Source organism: Rhizobium sp. P28RR-XV (genome assembly GCF_012641385.1).
Taxonomy (GTDB): Bacteria; Pseudomonadota; Alphaproteobacteria; order Rhizobiales; family Rhizobiaceae; genus Rhizobium.
The window spans coordinates 290,375-314,090 of sequence record NZ_JABAIG010000004.1 but is presented as its reverse complement, the minus strand read 5'-3'; the positions used below and the strand labels follow the sequence as shown (position 1 = coordinate 314,090).

Annotated in this window: 16 protein-coding genes; 10 read left to right on the top strand and 6 right to left on the bottom strand. The window is 62.0% G+C overall.

What is annotated here, in order from left to right; genetic code table 11:
- Positions 1–1,686: a urocanate hydratase gene (gene hutU, locus HGP12_RS10910; RefSeq protein ID WP_168839795.1), complete on the top strand. Its 1,686-nt coding sequence runs from the start codon at positions 1–3 to the stop codon at positions 1,684–1,686.
- 1 nt (position 1,687) lies between these two features.
- Positions 1,688–2,257 (top strand): HutD family protein, encoded by a 570-nt coding sequence (locus HGP12_RS10905; protein ID WP_168839796.1) that lies wholly within the window; start codon positions 1,688–1,690, stop codon positions 2,255–2,257.
- A 170-nt stretch (positions 2,258–2,427) separates the two neighbouring features.
- Here the strand turns inward: HGP12_RS10905 and HGP12_RS10900 are convergent, their stop codons facing one another.
- Positions 2,428–2,982, bottom strand: a complete 555-nt coding sequence (locus tag HGP12_RS10900) for a hypothetical protein (protein ID WP_168839797.1) — start codon at positions 2,980–2,982, stop codon at positions 2,428–2,430.
- 138 nt (positions 2,983–3,120) lie between these two features.
- Between HGP12_RS10900 and HGP12_RS10895 the strand changes: the two genes are divergently transcribed.
- The 3 genes from HGP12_RS10895 to HGP12_RS10885 all read left to right on the top strand — a co-directional run bounded on the left by HGP12_RS10895 (position 3,121) and on the right by HGP12_RS10885 (position 5,836).
- Complete coding sequence (locus HGP12_RS10895; RefSeq protein WP_168839798.1) at positions 3,121–3,783, top strand: sulfite oxidase-like oxidoreductase; 663 nt, start codon at positions 3,121–3,123, stop codon at positions 3,781–3,783.
- Between the two features lie 204 nt (positions 3,784–3,987).
- Positions 3,988–5,427, top strand: a complete 1,440-nt coding sequence (locus HGP12_RS10890; RefSeq protein ID WP_168839799.1) for an MFS transporter — start codon at positions 3,988–3,990, stop codon at positions 5,425–5,427.
- A 103-nt stretch (positions 5,428–5,530) separates the two neighbouring features.
- The gene (locus tag HGP12_RS10885; protein WP_168839800.1) at positions 5,531–5,836 is read left to right on the top strand and encodes a hypothetical protein; all 306 of its coding nucleotides are present in this window, start codon (positions 5,531–5,533) and stop codon (positions 5,834–5,836) included.
- 123 nt (positions 5,837–5,959) lie between these two features.
- On the opposite strand, the gene HGP12_RS10880 is transcribed toward HGP12_RS10885, so the two are convergent.
- Together HGP12_RS10880 and HGP12_RS10875 are read right to left on the bottom strand one after the other, a co-directional pair.
- On the bottom strand, positions 5,960–6,355 hold the full coding sequence (locus HGP12_RS10880) for a type II toxin-antitoxin system VapC family toxin (RefSeq protein WP_168878752.1): 396 nt from the start codon (positions 6,353–6,355) through the stop codon (positions 5,960–5,962).
- Positions 6,355–6,582: a type II toxin-antitoxin system VapB family antitoxin gene (locus HGP12_RS10875; RefSeq protein WP_168839802.1), complete on the bottom strand. Its 228-nt coding sequence runs from the start codon at positions 6,580–6,582 to the stop codon at positions 6,355–6,357. Before HGP12_RS10875 ends, HGP12_RS10880 begins: the two co-directional genes overlap by 1 nt.
- Before the next feature lie 172 nt (positions 6,583–6,754).
- Between HGP12_RS10875 and HGP12_RS10870 the strand changes: the two genes are divergently transcribed.
- Complete coding sequence (locus HGP12_RS10870) at positions 6,755–7,945, top strand: acetyl-CoA C-acyltransferase (protein WP_168839803.1); 1,191 nt, start codon at positions 6,755–6,757, stop codon at positions 7,943–7,945.
- Between the two features lie 258 nt (positions 7,946–8,203).
- Here HGP12_RS10870 and cueR read toward each other — a convergent pair whose 3' ends face one another.
- Complete coding sequence (gene cueR / locus HGP12_RS10865; protein WP_168839804.1) at positions 8,204–8,590, bottom strand: Cu(I)-responsive transcriptional regulator; 387 nt, start codon at positions 8,588–8,590, stop codon at positions 8,204–8,206.
- Between the two features lie 11 nt (positions 8,591–8,601).
- Positions 8,602–11,100, bottom strand: a complete 2,499-nt coding sequence (locus tag HGP12_RS10860; protein ID WP_205926412.1) for a heavy metal translocating P-type ATPase — start codon at positions 11,098–11,100, stop codon at positions 8,602–8,604.
- 173 nt (positions 11,101–11,273) lie between these two features.
- Here HGP12_RS10860 and HGP12_RS10855 point away from each other — a divergent pair, with 173 nt between their 5' ends.
- The 4 genes from HGP12_RS10855 to HGP12_RS10840 all read left to right on the top strand — a co-directional run bounded on the left by HGP12_RS10855 (position 11,274) and on the right by HGP12_RS10840 (position 20,323).
- On the top strand, positions 11,274–12,383 hold the full coding sequence (locus HGP12_RS10855) for an RHE_PE00001 family protein (protein ID WP_168839805.1): 1,110 nt from the start codon (positions 11,274–11,276) through the stop codon (positions 12,381–12,383).
- Between the two features lie 211 nt (positions 12,384–12,594).
- Positions 12,595–14,103, top strand: coding sequence for an efflux RND transporter periplasmic adaptor subunit (locus tag HGP12_RS10850; protein WP_168839806.1), 1,509 nt, complete (start codon positions 12,595–12,597; stop codon positions 14,101–14,103).
- Positions 14,100–17,219, top strand: coding sequence for an efflux RND transporter permease subunit (locus tag HGP12_RS10845; RefSeq protein WP_168839807.1), 3,120 nt, complete (start codon positions 14,100–14,102; stop codon positions 17,217–17,219). The genes HGP12_RS10850 and HGP12_RS10845 overlap by 4 nt, the downstream gene beginning before the upstream one ends.
- Positions 17,216–20,323, top strand: coding sequence for an efflux RND transporter permease subunit (locus HGP12_RS10840; protein ID WP_168839808.1), 3,108 nt, complete (start codon positions 17,216–17,218; stop codon positions 20,321–20,323). The genes HGP12_RS10845 and HGP12_RS10840 overlap by 4 nt, the downstream gene beginning before the upstream one ends.
- Positions 20,324–20,564: 241 nt before the next feature.
- On the opposite strand, the gene HGP12_RS10835 is transcribed toward HGP12_RS10840, so the two are convergent.
- Entirely contained in the window at positions 20,565–23,711 is a 3,147-nt protein-coding gene (locus HGP12_RS10835; RefSeq protein ID WP_168878751.1) for an efflux RND transporter permease subunit, read from the bottom strand.
- Positions 23,712–23,716: the final 5 nt, after the last annotated feature.

Genomic DNA, 23,716 nt, shown 5'->3' with positions numbered 1-23,716 from the left:
ATGACCAACCCACGCCATAATATCCGCGAAATCCGCGCTCCTCGTGGTCCAGAGCTCAACGCCAAGAGCTGGTTGACCGAAGCGCCGCTGCGCATGCTGATGAACAACCTCGATCCGGACGTTGCGGAGAACCCGAACGAGCTGGTCGTCTATGGCGGCATCGGCCGCGCCGCCCGCACCTGGGACGATTTCGACCGTATCGCCGCGACGCTGAAGACACTCAACGAAGACGAGACGCTGCTGGTACAGTCCGGCAAGCCCGTCGCCGTGTTCCGCACCCATAAGGATGCGCCGCGCGTGCTGATCGCCAATTCCAACCTCGTACCGCACTGGGCGACCTGGGATCATTTCAACGAGCTGGATAAGAAGGGCCTTGCCATGTACGGCCAGATGACGGCCGGCTCGTGGATCTACATCGGCACCCAGGGCATTGTGCAGGGTACCTACGAAACCTTCGTCGAAGCTGGTCGCCAGCATTATAACGGCAACCTCAAGGGCAAGTGGATCCTGACTGGCGGCCTCGGCGGCATGGGTGGCGCACAGCCGCTGGCGGCCGTCATGGCCGGCGCCTGCTGCCTCGCTGTTGAGAGCGACGAGACCCGCATCGATTTCCGCCTGCGCACCCGCTATGTCGACGAGAAGGCCAAGACGCTCGATGAAGCGCTTGCCATGATCGACAAGTGGACGAAGGCTGGCGAAGTCAAGTCCGTCGGCCTGCTCGGCAATGCCGCCGAGATCTTCCCGGAACTGGTCAAGCGCATGAAGGCCGGTGGCCCGCGCCCCGATATCGTCACCGACCAGACCTCGGCGCATGATCCGCTGAATGGCTATCTGCCGCTCGGCTGGACCGTGGAAGAAGCCAAGGCAAAGCGCGAGAGCGACCCGAAGGCCGTTGAAGCTGCTGCTCGCGCCTCGATGAAGGTGCATGTGGAAGCCATGGTCGCCTTCTGGGATGCCGGCGTACCGACGCTTGACTACGGCAACAACATCCGCCAGGTCGCCAAGGATGAAGGTTTTGAAAATGCCTTCGCCTTCCCCGGCTTCGTACCCGCCTACATCCGCCCGCTGTTTTGCCGCGGCATCGGTCCTTTCCGCTGGGCCGCACTTTCTGGCGATGCGGAAGATATCTACAAGACCGACGCCAAGGTGAAGGAACTCACTCCCGGCAACACCCATCTGCACAACTGGCTGGACATGGCGCGCGAGCGCATCGCCTTCCAGGGCCTGCCGGCCCGCATTTGCTGGGTCGGTCTCGGTGATCGCCACCGCCTCGGCCTGGCCTTCAACGAAATGGTCAGGAATGGCGAGCTGAAGGCGCCTGTCGTCATCGGCCGCGACCATCTCGACTCCGGCTCGGTCGCGTCGCCCAACCGCGAGACGGAAGCCATGAAGGACGGCTCTGATGCCGTTTCCGACTGGCCGCTGCTCAACGCGCTGCTCAACACCGCATCGGGTGCCACCTGGGTATCGCTGCACCACGGTGGCGGCGTCGGCATGGGCTTTTCCCAACACTCCGGCATGGTCATCTGCGCCGACGGCACGGATGATGCGGCACGACGCCTGGAGCGCGTTCTCTGGAACGACCCGGCAACCGGCGTCATGCGCCACGCCGATGCCGGCTATGATATCGCCCTCGATTGGGCCAAGAAGCAGGGCTTGCGCTTGCCGGCCATCCTGGGGAACTGAGATGAAGCTGCTGCGCGCCAGTGATCACAAGCGCATGCCCTGGAAAAACGGCGGCGGGGAGACGGTGGAAATCGCCGTTTCGCCCGACGGCGTGGGGCTTGCCGACTTCGACTGGCGCGTCAGCATGGCGACCGTTGCCACGGACGGACCCTTCTCGGTCTTTCCGGGCATCGATCGTACGCTATCCATTCTCGATGGCGAGGGCATGACCCTCTTCATCGAGGGGCGCGCGCCCGAACGCCTGACGCAGGCGAGCGAGCCGCTACCCTTTGCCGCCGATGCGCCGACATCAGCGACTTTGATCGACGGTACGATCACCGATCTCAACGTGATGACGCGGCGTGGAAGCTTCACGCATTCGGTACGGCGCGTTTCGGTCGATGGGACAGTCCAGCTTGCGCCTCGTGGTGGTGTGAGCCTTATCCTTTGTCATCGCGGCCACGCCAAAACTGCCAGGCTTTCGCTTTCGGCAGGCGATTGCCTGCTTCTGGAAGCGGTCTGGACTGACATAGCCGTTTCCGGAAAAGCCGAGCTGTTTCAGATTGATATTCATCCCAATGGTCGACGCTAGAGCCGGATGACTTTAGGTCGAGTCGACCTAAAATCTGAATCCGCTCTAGAATCAAAGAAGTAGAGCGTGATGTCGTCGGAAAACCGCCTGCACTTTTCGGCATCACGCTCTAGGCAAAGACAGCCTGCCGAAGCGATCGACTCGATTTTTCCGATCGAGATCGTGGCAATTTACGCGGGCATGCGTTGTGGGGAGCCGTTTTCGGTATTCCCAGCCCTTGTCTTGTATGCGCGATAGTAGAGATCGATGGCAGCAGCTATTTCCCTGAACTGAGTATCGAACTGGCCGCGCCTGATCAAAACTGGCCGCGGGCGCTTTGATCGCTTCCAAATCTTTGCGACTAGGCCTTCGCTCAGGCTGCTCTTGCTTTCCATATTGACGAATATGGTAGCGGCCTTCGCCGTTCTTGGATCCATGGTAGCGAAGATCACACCATCCATGTGTTCCCAAGGAATGAAACCGACGGCAATCCGGATGTCCTGAATGCCTTGGGGGCCTATCGTTATCACTGGAGTTACAAAGTCGCGGCGAAAATACTCGTATACGGCAAAGGCGATGAAGAAAATCAGCATCGGCAACAGGATCATCGCCAGGACGCGTGCTGGGCCTTCCATTGTCAACATGGCCGCAAGCCCTGCGGCAAGGAAGCAATAGGTTACCAGTATGATTTTGAAGCTGGATCTGGAGTACCTGATTTCGCGAATGGATGTGATATCGGTATTCAAGCTTGCCCCTCATCGTGATTTGCCGAGCCATAGCATTGTGTTTGGCAAGATGCCATCAGCCGATTGATCAGCGTATCTCTGGCTTGACACTCACCCGACTCGACTATCCTATTTCTGCGCAGCAGAGAGGATACCTGTATGAGCGACGACCAGATCCCCGCCGATAGCAAGCTCACCACCTCCAAGCGCCGCTGGGCGGCGGAGGGCAAGTTTTTGACGGGGCGCATTAGCCGGTCCGAGACCGAGCGGCTGCCGCCGGGGCAGCATCTCGTCAAGAACTGGCCGGTGCTCGATCTCGGCGTGCAGCCGCAGGTGTCCCTGTCGAGCTGGCGGCTCGATGTGATTGGCTTCGTAGAAACGCGGCTCAGCCTCGATTGGGCCGCTTTCCAGGCGATCGAGCGAGGCACCCGCGTCAGCGATATTCATTGTGTCACGACCTGGTCGCGCTACGACAATCGCTGGGAAGGGGTTTCGACGCGCGATCTCCTTGATCTCGCCATGCCGATGGCCGAGGCGCATCATGTGCTGCTGACGAGCTATGACGGCTATACCACCAACCTGCCGCTTGCGGATTTCGCGGCCGAAGACGCGATCCTCGCCACTGCCTGGGAAGGCCAGCCGCTGTCGGGCGAGCATGGCGGGCCTATGCGTCTCGTCGTGCCGCATCTTTATTTCTGGAAGAGTGCCAAGTGGCTGAACCGCATCGAGCTCATCGGCGCCGACAGAGCCGGCTTCTGGGAGAAGAACGGCTATCATATGTACGGCGATCCCTGGCGAGAACAGCGCTACTCGGACGATTGACGCCGACAGGTCGTTGCGGGCGTAGGATGCCGCCAAAGCAATCCGGGGGAGATCGCGATTTCTTATGTCACCGTGCCAATTTTTGATGGGGCCGGCGTAGGTTTACGGCTTTGCAAGCCGGCATCATAGGCGTATTCAATGATCGTATGATTGTTGCCGGGCGCGCTCGGTTTCCTTGAACGCCATTCTCTGAAATTTCATGTCATGACCGTTGCCCGGACCACAGATCAGCCTTCCGAAGCAAGCTTCGGCCGGCAGTCCCGCATCATCGCCCTGGTCGTCGCCGTCTCTTTCTTCATGCAGATCCTGGACGGCACCATCGTCACCACGTCGCTGCCGCAGATGGCCAGGACATTCGGCGTCGAGCCGGTGTCGATGAGCATCGGCATCACGGTCTATCTGCTGACCATGGCGGCCTTCGTGCCGCTGGCCGGTTGGATGGGCGATCGCTACGGCGCGCGGCGGGTGTTCCTGGCGTCGATCACCATCTTCACCGTGGCATCGCTGTTTTGCGGTCTCTCGGGCAACTTGACCGAGTTCATCATTGCCCGTGCTGTTCAGGGCGTCGGTAGCGCGCTGATGACGCCCGTCGGACGCATCATCGTGCTGAAAAACGCACGCAAGTCCGATCTGGTGCATGCCATGTCGATGATCACCTGGCCGGCGCTGACGGCGCCCGTCATCGGTCCGGTGCTCGGCAGCTTCATCACCACCTATCTCAGCTGGCACTGGAACTTCCTGATCAATATCCCGATCGGCATTATCGGCCTCGGGCTCGTTCTGCGCTTCGTGCCGGATCAGCGGGAGGAAAAGGTCGTGCGGCTCGATTTCATCGGTTTCCTGCAATCGGCGGCTGGGTTGACCTTCCTGCTCGCCGGTCTGGAATTCGTCGTCCAGGGGACAACGGGGCTGGCGCCCAGCATTGCACTTATTACTGCCGGCGTGGTTTTCTCCGTCATTGCCACCCGGCACTTCATGAGGGTCGATGCGCCCTTGCTCGATCTCTCCGCCTTCAAGGTACAGACCTTCGCAATGTCGACGCTTTCGGCAGGCACTGCGAGCCGGGTCGCGATCAACGCCACTCCCTTCCTGATCCCGTTGCTCTTCCAGGTCGGTTTCGGCCGCACGGCGATCGACGCCGGCACCTATCTGCTGTTTTATTTCGCCGGCAATCTCGGCATGAAGGCGATCACGACGCAGATGCTGAAGGTCTTCGGCTTCCGCAACGTGCTCGTCATCAATGGCCTGATCTCGTCGGCCGCCATCGGCGGATGCGCGTTCCTGTCCCCGGCAACGCCGGACCTCCTGATATATTGCCTGCTATTCATCGCCGGTCTTTCGCGGTCGATGAACTTCACGGCGCTGAATACGCTGGGGTTTGCCGACATCCATGCCGCACAGCGCAGTTCCGCCTCGACATTGTCGAGCATGCTGCAGCAGGTTTCGCTGCTGCTCGGCGTTGCCGTTGCCGCTGCCGTTCTCAATCTCTCGCGCACCATTCATGGTGGGGAAACGCTCTCGCTTGTCGATTTTCGCTGGGCTTTCCTCGTCGTTGGGCTTATCGGTGCCATCTCCGCGTTGCGTTTTGTCAGCCTGCCGCACGATGCCGGCGCAGAGGTGTCCCGCCATAAAGTGAAGACCTGATCAAAACCTTCAAATTCTTAACGATATCGAGACGCTAGCCGCTGTAAAAATGGCTCGTCCTTCCCATATGAATGTTGCTTCAACTCCCATAGGAGGCAGTCTTATGCTGCTCAGAACCCTCGCCATCTCCGCTCTCGTCGTCGGCATGTCCAGCGCCGCCATGGCGGAGCAGGCTCACAAGCATCATCCCAAGCGCGTCAATGTCGAGGCGTTCCAGGCCGATGTTGGCAGCGTCGATCATTCCAAGGACGCAATCCTCCCGGATGGCACCATCAACACTGACCCGTCGGTGACCGGCCCGATCCGCGCCGGCGACTCCATTTCCCGCCTGCAATGCGCCGCTGCCCCCAATTCCGTGGGCGCTCGTTCGAGCACGTATAGTGCGGGCTCCGCTTCGCTTTGCCCGTAACGGCTTGATGGCTAAAGCCGGCCTAAAGCGCGTCGCGATCTTTCAGATTCGCTGCCGCGCTTTAGGTCTTTGATCTCGTGCATGTCGTTGTCGCAAACCGCTGCACACTTTTACGCGACATGCTCAGGCCAGCTCGATATCCGTCTGCTTGAACCGGTCGCTTTTCGACAATAGCGGGTGGCGATAATAGCGAGCGCAGGCATAGGTCACGCAATCGTCAAGGCTTAGGCGCGCCGGATGGCCGCCTTGGCCATAGCGCTCGTAGGCTTCGGTAGCTAAGGCGGCGGCGCGGGGCGGTACGGCAAGCAGCTGAATGTTCATGAGCTGCAGAAACGTGCGGACGGCGTCGCCGGCCTCGGTCGGCGATAATTCCAAGATGTCTGAAATCTGGATTGCGGCGTTTGCCGCTACAAGCGGCGAGGTCATTCGTGCCGTTGACGGCTGCATGCGGATGGCGAAGCCACGCGCCTCCTCCTCGTCGGTCATCATTGCCGACAGCACCGAAGCATCGATAAACATCAAGCCTCTCCCGCCGTGCCGGCGCTTGCGCCCTTGTCGGTAGCTTTCTGCTTGAGATTGCGGCAGAAGGCGACGGCGACGTCGGCCAGGGCTGGTTTCGTCAGCTCCTCATCAAGTGCTTTTTGCAAGGCGAGACGGACGGCTTCGGTTTTGGTGGAGGCCCTAGTCAGCGCCTGATAGCGCCGTGCCAATCGATCGATGGCGTCGTCCTTGATATAAAGCGGCATGGAATATCCCTCTTGGTGTTTTGGATATCCTTAGGACGCATCTATCGTGATGGCAATTGCATTCGCTGGCAGTTTTGTGTTCCCCGCGCGCGCGATATTTAGATGACGAACATCATCTAACGTGCTAGCAATGACAGCTGAAGATACTGTTTGCTGACCGCGAGGAGATGTCATGCCCACTATCGATCCCGTCGTTATCGTTTCCGCCACGCGCACGCCGCTTGGCCGTTTCCAGGGAGAGCTCTCGTCATTGCAGGCATCGGAGCTTGGCGCGAATGTCATCCGCGCCGCGCTTGAGCGTGCCGGTCTTTCGGCAGAGAAGGTGGATGAGGTTCTGTTCGGCTGCGTCCTGCCCGCGGGGCAGGGGCAGGCGCCGGCGCGGCAGGCTGCCCGCGGGGCTGGTCTGCCGGATGCCGTCGGCGCCACGACGATCAACAAGGTCTGCGGTTCGGGCATGAAGGCGACCATGCTGGCGCATGACTTGCTTCTCGCCGGTTCGGCCTCCATCGCGGTTGCCGGTGGCATGGAATCCATGTCGAATGCGCCTTACCTGCTTGCCAAGGCGCGCGGCGGCTATCGCATGGGTCATGACCGCATCTTCGACCATATGATGCTTGATGGGCTCGAGGATGCTTATGAGAAGGGTCGCTCGATGGGCGATTTCGGTGAGATGGCGGTCGAGGCCTATCAATTCAGCCGCGACGATCAGGATGCCTATGCAGTGGAGACCCTATTGCGCGCGCGGAACGCTCTTGAGACCGGCGCTTTCGAGGCTGAGATCACCCCGGTTTCGGTGATGGCCAAGGGCGGCGCGGTCACGGTCTCCAAGGACGAGCATCCGCAGAAGGTTTCGCCGGAAAAGATCCCGACGCTCAAGCCCGCCTTCCGCAAGGACGGAACGATCACGGCTGCCAGCGCCTCGGCCAATGCCGATGGTGCCGCGGCCCTGATCCTGACGCGCCGCTCGGTGGCCGAGCGCGAGGGATTGCCCATTCTCGCTGAGATCAAGGCGCATGCCACGCACTCCCAGGAGCCGGCGTGGTACACCACCGCGCCGATCCCGGCGATCCGCAAGGTGCTCGACAAGACCGGCTGGAAGATCGGCGATGTCGATCTCTTCGAGATCAACGAGGCCTTCGCCGTCGTCGCCATGGCGGCCGCGAAGGAACTCGGCATTGCGCGCGATCGGCTCAACGTCAATGGCGGCGCATGCGCGCTTGGCCATCCGATCGGCGCCACCGGGGCACGGTTGATCGTCACCTTGCTGCATGCCCTAGAGCGCCGGGGCGCGAAGCGCGGTGTTGCAGCACTTTGCATCGGCGGCGGCGAGGCGACGGCGATTGCTGTGGAACGGGTAGGGTAACTGGAGCGATATAAGGGCTGGTCAGGCGGGCCTGTTGATGCCGTGGTTGTGGGCATGGCCCCTCATCCTGGCCTTCTTCCCGCTTATGCGGGGAGAAGGGACAACCGCGCAAAACAACCAGCCTCTTCATTTTACTCGAGGGCCGTGCAGGGGCACTTTGAGCTTCCTCACCCCGCTTACGGGGAGAGGGCTGGGGTGAGGGGTCAGGCACATCGTTCCGGCATCAAGGCATTCGCCCGACCTACCGAGGCAGCGTCCTCACCCCTCCGACAACTCCTCCAAAATCGGGCAGTCCGGCCGCTCGTTGCCGTGGCAGGCGTGGACGAGATGCTCCAGCGTGCGGCGCAGTTCCGTCAATTCGCGGATCTTGCGGTCGATCTCCGTGAGTTTCGTGGCGGCGATGTCCTTGACGTCGGCGCTGGCGCGGCTCTTGTCCTCGTAGAGTGCCAGCAACTGCCGGCACTCCTCCACCGAGAAGCCGAGGCTGCGCGAGCGGTGCAGGAAGCGCAGCTTGTGCACGTCGTCGGCGCCGTAATCGCGGTAGCCGTTGTCGCTGCGGTCCGGGCGGATCAGGCCGATATCCTCGTAGTAGCGGATCGTCTTGGCCGGCAGGCCGGAACGGCCCGATGCTTCGCCGATATTCATCTCTGTTCTCCCTATTTTGCCAGCCGCAGCCGGAGGGCGTTGCCGATGACCGAGACCGAGGACAGGCTCATGGCCGCCGCCGCGATCATCGGTGACAACAGCAGGCCGAAGACCGGATAGAGGACGCCGGCCGCCAGCGGTACGCCGAGGGCATTGTAGCCGAAGGCGAAGGCGAGGTTCTGTTTGATGTTGCGGATGGTTGCTTCCGACAGGTGGCGTGCCCGCACGATGCCGTTGAGATCGCCCTTGACCAGCGTAATGCCGGCGCTCTCCATGGCGACATCGGCGCCCGTGCCCATGGCAATGCCGACATCGGCTGATGCGAGTGCCGGTGCATCGTTGACGCCGTCGCCGGCCATGGCGACGACGCGGCCCTTGGCGCGCAGTTCGTCGATTAGCGCCTTCTTGCCTTCGGGCAGCATGTCGGCGCGCACCTCGTCGATGCCGAGCTTTCCGGCGACGGCGGCGGCGGTCTTGCCATTGTCGCCGGTCGCCATGACGATCTTCAGGCCACTCCCGTGCAGCGCCTTAATGGCGGCGGCCGTCGTCGGCTTGATCCTGTCCGCAACGGCGACGAGGCCGGCGAGCTTCCTGTCGACGGCGACGAACATGACGGTCTTGCCTTCGCCGCGCAGGCGCTCGGTCTCCGCCTTCAAGGCGTCGGTCGCGACGCCAAGATCGGCCATCATCGCGGCATTGCCGAGTGCGATCGCGGCATCACCGCTGCGGCCTTCGACGCCCTTGCCTGTTACCGCCGAGAAGCCGGAGATCTCGACGAACTGCGCGCCGCGCTCCTCGGCGCCGGCAACGATCGCTTCGGCGAGAGGGTGTTCGGAGCCGCGCTCCAGGCTGGCGGCGAGCGAGAGCAGGCGTGCCTCATCGGCGCCCGTTACGGTGACGATGTCGGTGAGGTTTGGCTTGCCCTCGGTCAGCGTGCCTGTTTTGTCGACGATCAGCGTGTCGACCTTCGCGAAGCGTTCCAATGCTTCTGCGTCGCGCACCAGCACGCCTTCCTGCGCGCCGCGGCCCGTGGCGATCATGATGGACATGGGCGTTGCCAGGCCGAGCGCGCAGGGGCAGGCGATGATCAGCACGGCGACGGCGGCCAGCAGCGCATGCGCAAGGCGCGGCTCCGGCCCGACAAAGGCCCAAACGGCAAAGGCGATGATGGCGGCCGCGACGACGGCGGGCACGAAGACGGCGGAGACGCCATCGACCATCGTCTGGATCGGCGCGCGCGAGCGCTGTGCCTTGGCAACGAGCTCGACGATGCGCGACAGCGTCGTGTCGGCGCCGACTTTTTCGGCCTGCATGATGAGCGTGCCGTTCCTGTTGATCGTGCCGCCGGTCAAGGCGTCGCCATTGGTCTTTTCGACCGGCAGGGGCTCGCCTGTGATCATCGATTCATCGATGGTGGATTGCCCTTCGACAACGGAACCGTCCACCGGAACGCGCTCGCCGGGGCGGACGCGCAGCCGATCGCCGGCCTGGATTTCATCGACGGGTACATCGGTCTCGCTGCCGTCGGCGCCGAGGCGCCGCGCCGTTTTCGGCGCAAGATCGAGAAGCGCGCGGATGGCCGAGCCGGTGCGTTCGCGCGCCTTCAATTCAAGCACCTGGCCAACGAAGACCAGCGCGACGATGACGGAAGCCGCTTCGAAATAGACGGGCACGCTCTCGCCATGCCCACGGAAGCTCATGGGAAAGAGGCCGGGCGCCAGCGTGGCGACGATGCTGTAGATATAGGCGGTACCGACGCCGAGGCCGATCAGCGTCCACATATTCGGGCTGCGATTGACGAGCGAATTCCAGGCACGGCGGAAGAAGGGCAGGGCGGCCCAAAGCACGACCGGGGTCGCGAGCACGAGTTCGATCCATGTGGCGATCGGTTCGCCGATCCAGTCGCGGAAGGGCAGGCCGAGCATCGGCCCCATGCTGATGACAAGCAGCGGCAGCGACAGCGCGGCGCTGATCCAGAGCCGGCGCGTGAAATCGACTAATTCCGGGTTCGGGCCTTCATCGGCGGCGGGCACGCCCATGGGCTCCAGCGCCATGCCGCATTTCGGGCAATCGCCTGGATGATCGCTGACGACCTCCGGGTGCATCGGGCAGGTGTAGAGCGTGCCCTTCGGCACTGGCTTCGGCGTGGGCTTGTTGCCGTCGAGATAGGCCGACGGCTCCGCTTCGAACTTCGCCTTGCAGCCGGCCGAGCAGAAATAGAATTTCTCGCCCTCGTGCTTCAGGAAATGGCGCGCGGTGGCTCGATCCACCGTCATGCCGCAGGTCGGGTCCGTGGCGGTGAGATAGCTTTCCGGCGAGGCTTCGAACTTCGTGCGGCAGCCATTGCAGCAAAAATGGAAGGTACGGCCCTGATAGTCCAGCGACGGTTTGCCAGCGTTCGGATCAACCGTCATGCCGCAAACGGGATCGCGCGTCACCGCCTCTTGCGAGTGATCGTGATGATGATCGTGACCGTGATGGCTGTGATCATTTTTGTCATGCAATGCCATATCAAACTCCATTGCCCGGGATAGGGCGTTGGATAGGTTTATGAACCTTCCTGTTACTGGAAGGTCAAGATGAAAAATAATGATTGTCGTCCACAGTTCACAGGGTTCCTTTCCTATCGCATCGCACTGGGCGGTGATAAGTTCCGTAAGGCCGATTCAATGAAGCGATTCCAATGCGATATGATTTGACCACACTCCCGATACCGACGCTTCTGCCCGCCATCATCAAGGCGGAGGACATGCTGGCGCGTCTCGACGAGCGTGTTCTGCGGCATGGCGTGGCAGATGGTTTTCGCGAGCGCGGGCATTTCTTCGATGCCGCGGGCGCGCTTTGGGTCAGCGGCGAACTGGTACATATCGAGGATCTCGTATTGCATGATGCGCGCATGGATACGCGCACGCCGACCCACGAGTTGACCATCGCTCATGCCGTGCTACGGACGCGGCGCCGTCTTTGGACCGCCGATCCTTCCTGGGGGCTGGAGGCGATGGGCCTTGCGGTCCTGCGTGGTGATGTGGGGGAGGCGGAAGACGCGATTGTACTACGTCCGACACCCGCTGAAACATTGGAGCCCGCGGTGCAGGAGGATGAGGAAGACGATTTTGGCGTCGATTTCGCTGAGATCGACGCCATCCTCGCCCGATCCGACAAGGTCCTGAATGGCGGTGTCCCGGAAGCCCGTCAAGCGACGGTCGATGTCCATGATCCGCTTGCGCTCGTTCGCGACGAGGATTGGGATGAGGACGAGCGCCTGGAACGGTGGCGCGCCACTATTCGCGATGCGGATCAGCTGCCGCCGGTTCTCGGCGCCGCCGTGCTTTTCGATGCCTGGGAGCGGATCGAACCGCTGCGGCGGCAGCACTGGCTCGGCGGCTTGCTGGTGAGTGCCTATCTGCGCAGCCGCGGCAAGATCACCTCGCATCTCTTCTGCCTGAATGTCGGCCTGAAAGCGGTCCGGCATGACCGGCGGCGCGCGTCGGACCGCATCACGCGCCTGACGGCGTTCCTGGAGGCGATGGCGCTTTCGGCCGATTCAGGCCTGAAGGAGCTCGATCGCCTGTCGCTCGCCAAGCTCCAAATGCAGTTGAGGCTCAAGGACCGGCGGTCGAACAGCAGCCTGCCCGAGGTCATCGATATCGTGCTGTCGAGGCCGATCGTTTCAGCGAAGATGATCGCACGGCATGTCGGCGTTACCTCGAGAGGGGCACTCAATCTGGTAGCCGAACTCGGCCTGCGCGAGATGACGGGTCGCGGGCGTTACCGCGGCTGGGGCGTGCTTTGACCCGTTCCGCCGGGCAGCACGCGTACATATCTCATCTTTGCCACTACAACCCTGGTTTTTGTCCAATGTAACAGTTTGTTACGCTAAGTCGCGCTAAAATGGACAAAATTTAATGGCCATACCAAATTCCTAAGCGGCACGATGCAAGCTAGAGTCGCGCCATCGATATCGGGATCGCAGATCACCGAAGGCTTTGAAGGAAGGTATGTTGATGGCTCGGACGTTTCGGGTCGCAGTGTGGTTGGCGGTCATCGGCGCGGTTGGATACGTCGCCTATGCGACCCGTGATCGCTGGCTTGGGCCGGCGGAGAAGCTGCTCGGCTATCAGAATGCCGCAGCACCTGCCGAGCAGGCGCAAGGCGAGCGCCGGGGCGGCGGACGAGGTCAAGGCGGTGGCGGAGGACGGCGTAGCCTTTCGGAGTTCAGCGGCCCCGTTCCGGTGCTGGTCGCCGATGCCAAGGCCGCCGATGTGCCCGTCTATATCGATGGCGTGGGTTCGGTAAAGGCCCTGAACACCGTCACCGTGCGGGCGCAGGTCAGCGGCAAGATCGTCGAAATCGACTTCGTGGAAGGCCAGGATATAAAGAAGGGCGATGTCATCGCCCGCATCGATGATGGCGTCTACAAGGCACAGCGTGATCAGGCGGTTGCCAAGAAGGCGCAGGACGAAGCCCTGCTTGCCGGCGCTCAACGTGACCTTGCCCGCTTTCAGCTCATGGTGAAAAGCGCTTCGGGCACGCAGCAGCAGGTCGACACCCAGATCTCGCTGGTGGCGCAGTATACCGCGCAGATCCAGGTCGATGTGGCTGCCATCGAAAGCGCGCAGGCAACGCTCGACTATACGACCATCAAGGCGCCCATCGACGGGCGCACCGGTATCCGCAACGTCGATATCGGCAACCTCGTCAGCTCGTCGGATGCGACAGGCATCGTGACGCTATCGCAGATCAGGCCGATCTCCGTGCTGTTTTCCATTCCGCAGCAGCAGCTTGCCCGCATCAATACAGCAAGTTCGGCCGGAACGCTCGCCGTCCAGGCCATGGGAAGCGATGGCCAGACGGTGGTCGACAACGGCACGCTGGCGGTGGTCGACAATCAGGTCGATCCGACCACCGGTACGGTCAAGCTGAAGGCGAATTTTCCGAACGAGAAGCTGGCACTTTGGCCGGGAGCCTTCATCAATGCCCGCCTGCTGGTGGAGACGCTGAAGGGCGTCACCGTCATTCCGAGCGGGGCGGTGCAGCGCGGGCCGAACGGCACGTTCGTCTACATCGTCAGTCAGGGTCAGACCGTGGCCATGAAGTCGGTGAAGGTGCGTCAGCAGGACGACACGCTGGCCGTCATTGCCGATGGCGTATCCCCGGGTGACAAGGTGGTGACCACGGGCTTCGCGCGGCTACAGGATGGGTCGAAAGTGCAGATTTCGGCCAACCCGGATCAGGTGGCGCCAAGCGCGCCCGCATCGAAGGATCAAGGACAGCCGGTTGCGGAGAACGACCCGCAGAAGGGCCAGGACAATGCCAATGGCGGCGAGCGGCCGCACCGCCGGCACAACGGCCAAGGTGATCAAGGCGGCCAAGATGGTCAGGGCGGTGCCGGTGGTCATAGCGGCCATCGCGGTCAAGATGGCCAGCCTGCCGCCGGCACCGAGCAGGGTGCGGATACGAGCGGCGGCTCGGCATCCAATAATTCGTCCGCCGCGCCGACACAGCAACAATGAACGTTTCGTCGCTCTTTATCGGCCGGCCCATCGCCACCTCGCTTCTCGGGGTGGCGGTTCTCTTGGGCGGCATTCTCGGTTTTCTCTTCCTGCCGGTCGCGCCGCTGCCGCAGGTGGATTTTCCGACGATCCAGGTGACGACGCAGCTTCCGGGGGCCGATCCCGATACGATGGCCGCCCTGGTGACCGCGCCTCTGGAACGGCCGCTCGGCCAGATCCCGTCGCTCGCCTCCATGACCTCATCGAGCGCCTTCGGCATCAGCCAGATCACGCTGCAGTTCGATCTCGGCCGCGATATCGATGGCGCCGCGCAAGACGTGCAGGCGGCGATCAATGCCGCCGGCTCGACCCTGCCACGCACGCTTCCATATCCGCCGACCTATTCGAAGGTGAACCCGGCCGATACGCCGATCGTGACGCTCGCCCTGCGCTCCAACAGCTATTCGATCCGCGAGCTCAGCGATTTCGCCGATACGATGATGGCCCAGCGCCTCAGTGAAGTTTCCGGAGTCGGCGACGTCAATATCCAGGGCGGGGTCAAGCCCGCCATCCGCATCCAGGTAGACCTGCCGCGTCTCGCCTCCTATGGTCTTGCGCTGGAAGACATACGCTCGGCGATCACGAATGCGAGCGTCGCCGGCGCCAAGGGGGCGCTCGACGGCACGCAACAGAGCTTCACGCTTGCCGCCAACGACCAGATCGTCGATCCGAACGTCTATAAGTCCGTCATCGTCGCCTATCGCAACAGTGCGCCGGTGCAGTTGAAGGATGTGGCAACCGTCGTCGAGGGCTTGGAAAACAACCGCGTCGGCGCCTGGTATCAGGGGCAACCGGCCGTCATTCTTGACATCATGCGCCAGCCGGGCGCCAACGTCATCCAGACGGTCGAGAACGTGCTGAAGCAGCTTCCGAAGCTGAAGCAGGCGATGCCGGCCGGTATTTCGCTTGATATCGTCAATGACCGCACCGAGACCATCCGGGCTTCGATCCATGATGTGCAATGGACGCTGGTCATCAGTATTGGTCTCGTCATCCTTGTGGTTCTGCTGTTCCTGCGAACGATGACGGCGACCTTCATTGCCGGTGTGGCGCTGCCGCTGTCGCTGATCGCGACCTTCGGCGTCATGTGGTTCGCCGGCTTCAGCCTCGACAATCTCTCGCTGATGGCGCTGACCATCGGCACCGGCTTCGTCGTCGACGATGCCATCGTGATGATCGAGAACATCGCCCGCCATATCGAAGAAGGCGAGAACCCGATGCAGGCGGCGCTGAAGGGCGCCGGCGAGATTGGCTTCACCATTATTTCGCTCACCGTCTCGCTGGTTGCTGTATTCATTCCGCTGCTATTCATGACCGGGATCGTTGGGCGCATGTTCCGCGAATTCGCGCTGACGCTCACCATTGCCGTCGTCGTGTCGGCCGTGGTTTCGTTGACGCTGACGCCGATGATGTGCGCGCGTATCCTGCGCAAGCCTAGGGAACGACAAGGCGGTTTCCTTGCCGGTGCCGATCGTTTCACGGAATGGCTGATCGAGGGCTATCGGCGCAGCCTTGTCTGGGCGGTGGATCGCAGCGCGCTGATGCTCATGATCACGGTCGTGACGCTGGCCGCGACGATCGCGCTCTATGTCGTCATCCCCAAGGGCTTCCTGCCGGCTCAGGATACAGGGCTGATCACCGCCGTCATCGAGGCCGAGCCGACGACGTCCTTCGAGACGATGAAGCAGATACAGGCCAATGTCGCCGACCGGCTGCGCAAGGACCCGGATGTCAGCGGCGTCGTCTCCGTCATCGGCACCAGCGCCAGCAATCTGACGCTGAACACGGGCAATCTCAGCCTCGTACTGAAGCCGAGAAACCGGCGTGACGCTTCCGCAGATCAGATCATCGACCGCTTGCGCGACGAGGTCGCCGGCATGCCAGGCATCCACGTCACCTTCCAGAGCGTGCGCGACATCTCGATCAGCACCCGGGCAAGCCGCGCGCCCTATCAGTACACCTTGACGGCGACGGATACGGCGACCGTGGTCGAGTGGTCGGCAAAGCTGGCGCAGCGTCTGCAACGGAGTCCGAAGCTCATCGATGTCGCCTCCGAAGTCGAAATGGGCGGCGGCCGCATCTTCGTCGATGTCGACCGCGAGACCGCCTCGCGGCTCGGCGTATCGATGCAGGCCGTCGGCGATACGCTGAACGATGCCTTCGGTCAGCGCCAGATCGCGACGATCTATGGCCAGGCCAACCAATATCGCGTCATCCTGGAGGCTGCACCGGAATATCAATCCGATCCGAAATCGCTCGACAAGCTCTATGTCGCCGGCGCCAGCGACACGCAGGTACCGCTCAACGCCTTCACCTCGGCGAGCTTCACGACCGCGCCGCTGGTCATCAGCCATGACGAGCAGTTTCCGGCCGTGACGCTCAGCTTCGATCTCGCCAAGGGCGCGTCGCTCAGCGACGCCGTGGCCGAGATCAAGGCGGCGGAGCTGGACATCGGCATGCCTGACACCATCCAGCGCAAATATTCCGGCGATGCCGAGGAATTTGCCTCGTCGCTTGCGGGCGAGCCCTGGCTGATCCTGGCGGCGGTCGTGACGATCTACATCGTGCTCGGCCTGCTCTACGAGAGCGCCGTTCATCCGGTGACGATCCTTTCGACGCTGCCTTCCGCCGGTGTCGGCGCACTACTGGCGCTGATGCTGTTCGGGCAGGATCTGTCGATCATCGCCCTGATCGGCATCGTGCTCTTGATGGGCATCGTGAAGAAGAATGCGATCATGATGATCGACTTCGCGCTGGAGGCGGAGCGCAAGGAAGGTTTCGAACCGCGCGAGGCGATCCTTAAGGCCTCGATCCTGCGTTTCCGGCCGATCATGATGACGACGCTGGCGGCGCTCTTCGGCGCCTTGCCGCTGGCACTGGCGCAGGGCACGGGCGCCGAGCTGCGCATTCCGCTTGGGATCACCATTATCGGCGGCCTCGTGCTTTCGCAGCTTCTGACGCTCTATACGACGCCGGTGATCTACCTGGCTTTCGAACGGCTGCGTGCCCGCGTCGTCGGCCGTACCAGTGGAACGCCAAGTCCCGAGATGGACGAAATGGCGGGTGGCGAGACATGAACATCTCCGAGCCGTTCGTCAAACGCCCGGTCGGGACGACGCTTCTGGCGATCGGGCTGATGATCCTCGGCATCGTCGCCTATCGCTTCCTGCCGGTCGCAAGCCTGCCGACCGTGGACCTGCCGACGATCGTCGTCTCCGCCAGCCGTCCCGGCGCCGATCCCGCCAGCATGGCGGCAAGCGTTGCCGCCCCTCTCGAACGTCATCTCGGCACGATTGCCGGCATCACGCAACTGACCTCCGTCAGCTCGCTCGGATCCAGCACCATCATCGCGCAATTCGACCTCTCGCGCAGCGTCGATGGCGCCGCCCAGGACGTGCAAGCGGCACTGAACGCGGCGGCGACCGATCTGCCGGGCGATCTGCCGACCTTGCCGTCTTTCCGCAAGATCAATCCGGCCGCGGCGCCCGTCATCATCCTGGCGCTGACGTCCGACAATGTCCCTGCAAGTGCCATCTATGATGCCGCCGACACGGTGGTGTTGCAGCGCATCTCCCAGGTGGATGGCGTCGGCGGCGTAACGGTGAGCGGTGCCGATCAGCCGGCGATACGTGTTCGCCTGGATCCTGACAGGCTCGCCGCAATGGGCCTGTCGCTCGATGCCGTGCGCACGGCGATCGTCAACGCCAATGTGCTCGGTCCCTTCGGCTCGATCGATGGCGCCAGCGGCGCTTTCTCCGTTGCGGTAAACAGCCAGCTTCGTACGCCGGAAGCCTATGGACGGATCATCGTGCAAAGCGGCGACGGGACGGCCGTTCGCCTTTCCGATATCGCCACCGTCGAGCCGGGCGTGCGCAACAGCCGCTCCGATGCCTGGTATGATGGCAAGCCGGCCGTGCTGCTCAACATCACCAAGCAGGCGGATGCGAACGTCATCGCCACCGTCGACGGCGTCAAGCAGCTGATCCCCGAGCTGCAGCGGCTGATCCCTGCCGGGGTGAAAATATCAATCCTCTCCGACCGCACTACGACGATTCACGCCAGCGTCAACGACATGCAATGGACACTGCTCGCCACCATCTGCCTGGTCATGGCCGTGGTCTTTATCTTCCTGCGACGCGCGACGCCGACCTTTGCCGCCGGCGTCACCGTGCCGCTCTCGCTTGCCGGAACCTTTGCGGCGATGTGGCTCTTCGGGCTGTCGATCGACAATCTCTCCCTCATGGCGCTTGCCGTCTCCGTCGGCTTCGTCGTCGATGACGCCATTGTCATGATCGAGAATATCTATGCCAATCTGGAAACCGGCATGAAGCCAATGCGGGCGGCGCTCGAAGGCGCGAAACAGATCGGCTTCACGGTCATCTCGATCAGCCTGTCGCTGCTTGCCGCCTTCATACCCCTGTTCTTCATGGGTGGTATCGTCGGTCGCTTCTTCCAGACCTTCTCGCTGACGCTCGGCTTTACCATCGTCGTTTCGACGCTGGTGTCGCTGACGCTGACGCCGATGATCTGCGGCCATCGCCTGCGTTCGCATGATATCGACGCGAAGCCTGGTCCATTCGGCCGCTTCGTCGAGGGCACGTTGGGCGCGATTATCGGATTTTACGGCCGCACGCTGAAAGCGGTGCTGCACCATCGGGTTCTTTCGGTGCTTGTCATCGTCGCCTGCGTGGTCATGTCGGGCTATCTCTACGTCAAGGTGCCGAAGGGCTTCCTTCCGCAGGACGATACCGGCTTCATCCAGGGCGGCACGCAGGCGGCGACCGACATCTCCTATCCGGCCATGGTGAAGCTGCAGCAGCAGGCGGCCGATATTGCGGCGAAGGATCCGGCGGTTTCGGGTCTCGGCTCCTCCGTCGGTGGTGGAGGCTTCTCCAGCTCCGTCAATCGCGGGCAGCTCTTTATCTCGCTGAAACCGGAGTCTGAGCGTGCGCCGACGGCCGAAGTCATAGACCGCCTCCGCAAGCAGCTGACGGCCGTCCCGGGCCTCAGCACCTTCCTGTTTTCGCCCGGTGATATCCGCGCCGGTGCGCGCCAGTCGCAATCGCAGTACCAGTTCACGGTCTGGGGCGCGAATTATGATGAGCTGGTCGAATGGGCGCCCAAGGTGATGCAGCGCCTGCAGGCCCTTCACGAGCTCACCGATGTCGCGACTGACAGGCAGCCCAACGGCTTGCAGGCGACCGTCAATATCGACCGCAGCATAGCCTCGCAGCTTGGCGTCAACATCCAGTCCATCGATGCCGCCCTGAACAACGCCTTCGCGCAGCGGCAGATCTCGACGATCTATACGCAGCGAAACCAGTATCGCGTCGTGCTGGAGGCGGATCCGAACTATGCGCTCGACCCCCATGATATTTCCAAGCTCTATGTGCCGGCCTCCGGTGGCACGCAGGTGCCGCTGAGCGCCGTCGCGTCGATCGATCGAACGCTTGCGCCGCTGGTGGTCAATCATCAGGGTCAGTATCCGTCCGTGACCATCTCCTACAATCTGGCGCTCAATACGCCGTTGCAGGTGGCGAACGATGCCATCCAGAAAGCGGTTCTGGACATGCATCTGCCCGACACGCTGCATGCGGATTTCGCCGGCGATGCGGCGAGCGTCACTCAATCGTCCGGCGGTCAGCCACTGCTGCTGCTCGCGGCGCTGCTGACGGTCTATATCGTTCTCGGCATTCTCTATGAAAGCCTCGCACACCCGCTGACGATCATTTCAACGTTACCATCAGCCGGTCTCGGCGCGCTGCTGGCGCTCGCCATCAGCGGCACGGAGCTGACGCTTATCGCCTTCATCGGCATCATCCTGTTGATCGGCATCGTCAAGAAGAACGGCATCATGATGGTGGACTTCGCCCTGCATGGCGAGCGGACACTCGGCCTGTCTTCGGAGGAGGCCATCTATCAGGCATGCCTCAAGCGTTTTCGGCCGATCCTGATGACGACGCTGGCGGCGCTGATGGGCGCCATCCCGCTGATCATCGCCACCGGCCCGGGCTCGGAGCTGCGCCGCCCCCTCGGCATCACCATCGTCGGCGGCCTTGTCGTGTCGCAGGTGCTGACGCTCTATACCACGCCGATCATCTACCTGATGCTTGCCAAGCTGCATGCAAGATGGTCGCCGAAGGCGCAGACCGCGGCGCCAGTTCCAGCTTCGTCGAGCTGACGAGAAACTCTGTTTCACGGATCGCAGATCGCGATCTTCAAACCGTCAGCCCCCTGATCCGCCCCCTGAGTTTGTCGAAGGGTGGGCCACCTTCTCCCCGAGGGAAGAAGGAATGTGCGGCCCCGATGTGCCTCCAATGCGATTGCCATGCCGCTAGCGCGGAGAGGAACTTATAAAGCTAAAGGGCTCCCGCGTTATCACGGCAGCCCTTTGATTCAATCGAGAGCGGATGGATCGTTCGTCAGTGCGTAGGCCCGGCATCCGTCGCTGGAGTGTCCGATGCTGTCGATACGACCTTGCCCTTGAAGATGCGGCGCACCGAGACGAAGAGCAGCGGGATGAAGAAGATGCCGAGCACCGTTGCAGAGATCATGCCGCCCATCACGCCGATGCCGATCGAGTTCTGGCTGCCTGAGCCGGCACCGTTGGCGATCGCCAGCGGCATGACGCCGAGGATGAAGGCGAGCGAGGTCATCAGGATCGGTCGCAGGCGCTGGCGGGATGCCACCAATGTCGCGTCGATCAGGTTCTTGCCCTGATTTTGCTGCTCGATGGCGAATTCGACGATCAGGATGGCGTTCTTGGCGGCCAGTCCGATGGTCGTCAGCAGACCGACCTTGAAGTAGACATCGTTCGACTGGCCGAACAGGGTTGCGGCCAGCAAAGCGCCGAAGATGCCGATCGGCACCGACAGCATGACGGCAAGCGGGATCGACCAGCTCTCGTAGAGGGCAGCAAGCGCCAGGAAGACGACCAGGATGGAGATGGCATAGAGCTGGCTTGCCTGGTTGCCTGACAGTTTTTCCTGAGCGGACAGGCTGGTCCATTCGTGGCTGAAGCCCGGCGGTAGGCCCGCCATGATCTTGTCGATCTCGTTCATGGCATCGCCCGAGGAGACGCCCGGCGCGGCCGAACCCTGGATTTCGACGGCGGACGAGCCGTTATAGCGTTCGAGGCGCGGCGAACCGTAGTTCCATTCGCCGTTCGAGAAGGCCGAGAACGGCACCATGTCGCCACCGGAGTTGCGCACGTACCAGCGGCCGAAATCCTCCGGCTGCATGCGGAAATTCTTGTCCGCCTGCACGTAAACCTTCTTCACGCGACCGCGATCGATGAAGTCGTTAACGTATGTGCCGCCCCAGGCCGTCGACAAGGTCGTGTCGATGTCGGAAAGGGCGATATTCAATGCACTCGCTTTTTCTTGGTCGATGTTCAAGGAATATTGCGGCGTGTCTTCCTGGCCGTTCGGACGGGTGCCGAACAGCTTCGGGTTCTTTGCCGCGGCGCCAAGCAGTTGGTTGCGGGCCTGGATCAATGCGGCATGGCCGGCGCCGTTGATATCCTTGATGAAGAAGTCAAAGCCGCTCGAACTGCCGAAGCCGGGGATCGCCGGAGGCGCCAGCGCGAAGACGCTGCCGTCCTTGATCTTCGAGAAGGCACTCATGGCGCGACCGGCAATTGCCTGCGCTTTCGATTGCGGCGTCTTGCGCTGGTCGAAGTCCTTCAGCCTGACGAAGACGATACCGACATTCTGGCCCTGACCGCTGAAGCCGAAACCGGCAACCGCGAACGCGCCTTCCACATAATCCTTCTCGTTGTTGAGATAGTAGTCCTTCACCCGGTTGAGCACGGTCCAGGTACGGGAGTCCGTCGCACCCGGAGGGAGCTGGATCGCGGTCAACAGGATACCCTGGTCCTCTTCCGGCAGGAAGGAACTCGGCAGGCGGTTGAAGAGATAGCCGACACCGACGCCGATCAGGACGAACACCAGCAGGAAAACCATGGTGAGACGTATCATGCCGTGGACGCTGCGCTGATAGCGATGCGTCGCCCGTTCGAAGTTGCGGTTGAACCAGCCGAAAACACCCTTTTCCTTCGATCCGTGTTCGGGGTTTTTCAGAATGGTCGCGCAAAGAGCCGGCGTCAGGATCAAGGCAACGATGACCGAGAGGACCATCGCCGAGACGATCGTCACAGAGAACTGGCGATAGATGACGCCGACCGAACCGGAGAAGAAGGCCATCGGAATGAACACGGCCGACAGGACCGTCGCGATGCCGATCAGCGCGCCGGTGATTTCCTGCATCGACTTGATCGTCGCCTCGCGCGGCGACAATCCCTCTTCCTCCATCACGCGCTCGACGTTTTCGACGACGACGATGGCATCGTCGACCAAAAGGCCGATGGCGAGCACCATGCCGAACATGGTGAGCGTATTGATCGAATAGCCGAACAGGGAGAGCACGCCGAAAGTGCCAAGCAGGACGACGGGGACGGCGAGCGTCGGGATCAGCGTGGCGCGGATGTTCTGCAGGAAGACGAACATGACGATGAAGACGAGCACGATGGCTTCGAACAGCGTCTTGACCACGTCCTCGATCGACAGCTTCACGAACGGCGTCGTGTCGTAGGGATAGACCACCTCGACATTCGGTGGCAGGGTCTGGCTCAGATTGTTGATGGTGGTCCGCACCGCCTCCGCCGTGTTGATGGCATTGGCGCCCGAGGCGAGCATGACGGCAAGACCGGCCGAAGGATGACCGTTGTAAGTGCTCGACGTCGTGTAGCTTTCTGCCCCGAGCTCGACGGTGGCGACATCGTTGAGCCGTACCAGCGAGCCATTGGACTGGCTCTTCAGGATGATGTTTTCGAATTGCTCAGGTGTCTGCAGGCGGCTTTTGGCCGTCACCGTCGCGTTGAGCTGCTGACCCTTGCGCTGGGGCAGAGCGCCGAGCTGACCGGCGGAAACCTGCGAATTCTGTGCCTGGATCGCGGTCGTGACATCGCTCACCATCAGCTGGTACTTGGCGAGTTTGTCCGGATCCACCCAGATGCGCATGGCATAGCCGGAACCGAAGATCTGCGTATTGCCGACGCCTTCGATACGCTTCAGCGTATCGTTGAGCGTGCTCGAAACATAGTCGGCAAGGTCGTTCGAGTTGAGTTTGCCATCCGTCGATACGAAGCCGACGACCATCAGGAAGTTCGACGTCGACTTGGAAACGACGATACCGCTGGTCTGGACTGTTGTCGGCAATTGCGCGGTGACGAGCTGCAGCTTGTTCTGCACCTGCATCTGCGCGACGTCGGAATCCGCCTTGTTGTTGAAGGTCAGCGAGATCGAGGCCTGGCCCGTGGAGGTCGAGGTCGACGTCATGTAATCGAGGTTGTCGATACCCGTCATGCCCTGTTCGATGACCTTGGTCACCGAGTTTTCGACGGTTGCGGCATCTGCACCGGAATAGCTGGCCGAGATGCTGACCGTGGTCGGTGCGATCTGCGGATATTGCGAGATCGACAGCGTGAGGATCGAAAGCGCACCCGCCAGCATGATGACGATGGCGATAACCCAGGCAAAGATCGGCCGGTCAATGAAGAAACGAGACATTAAAC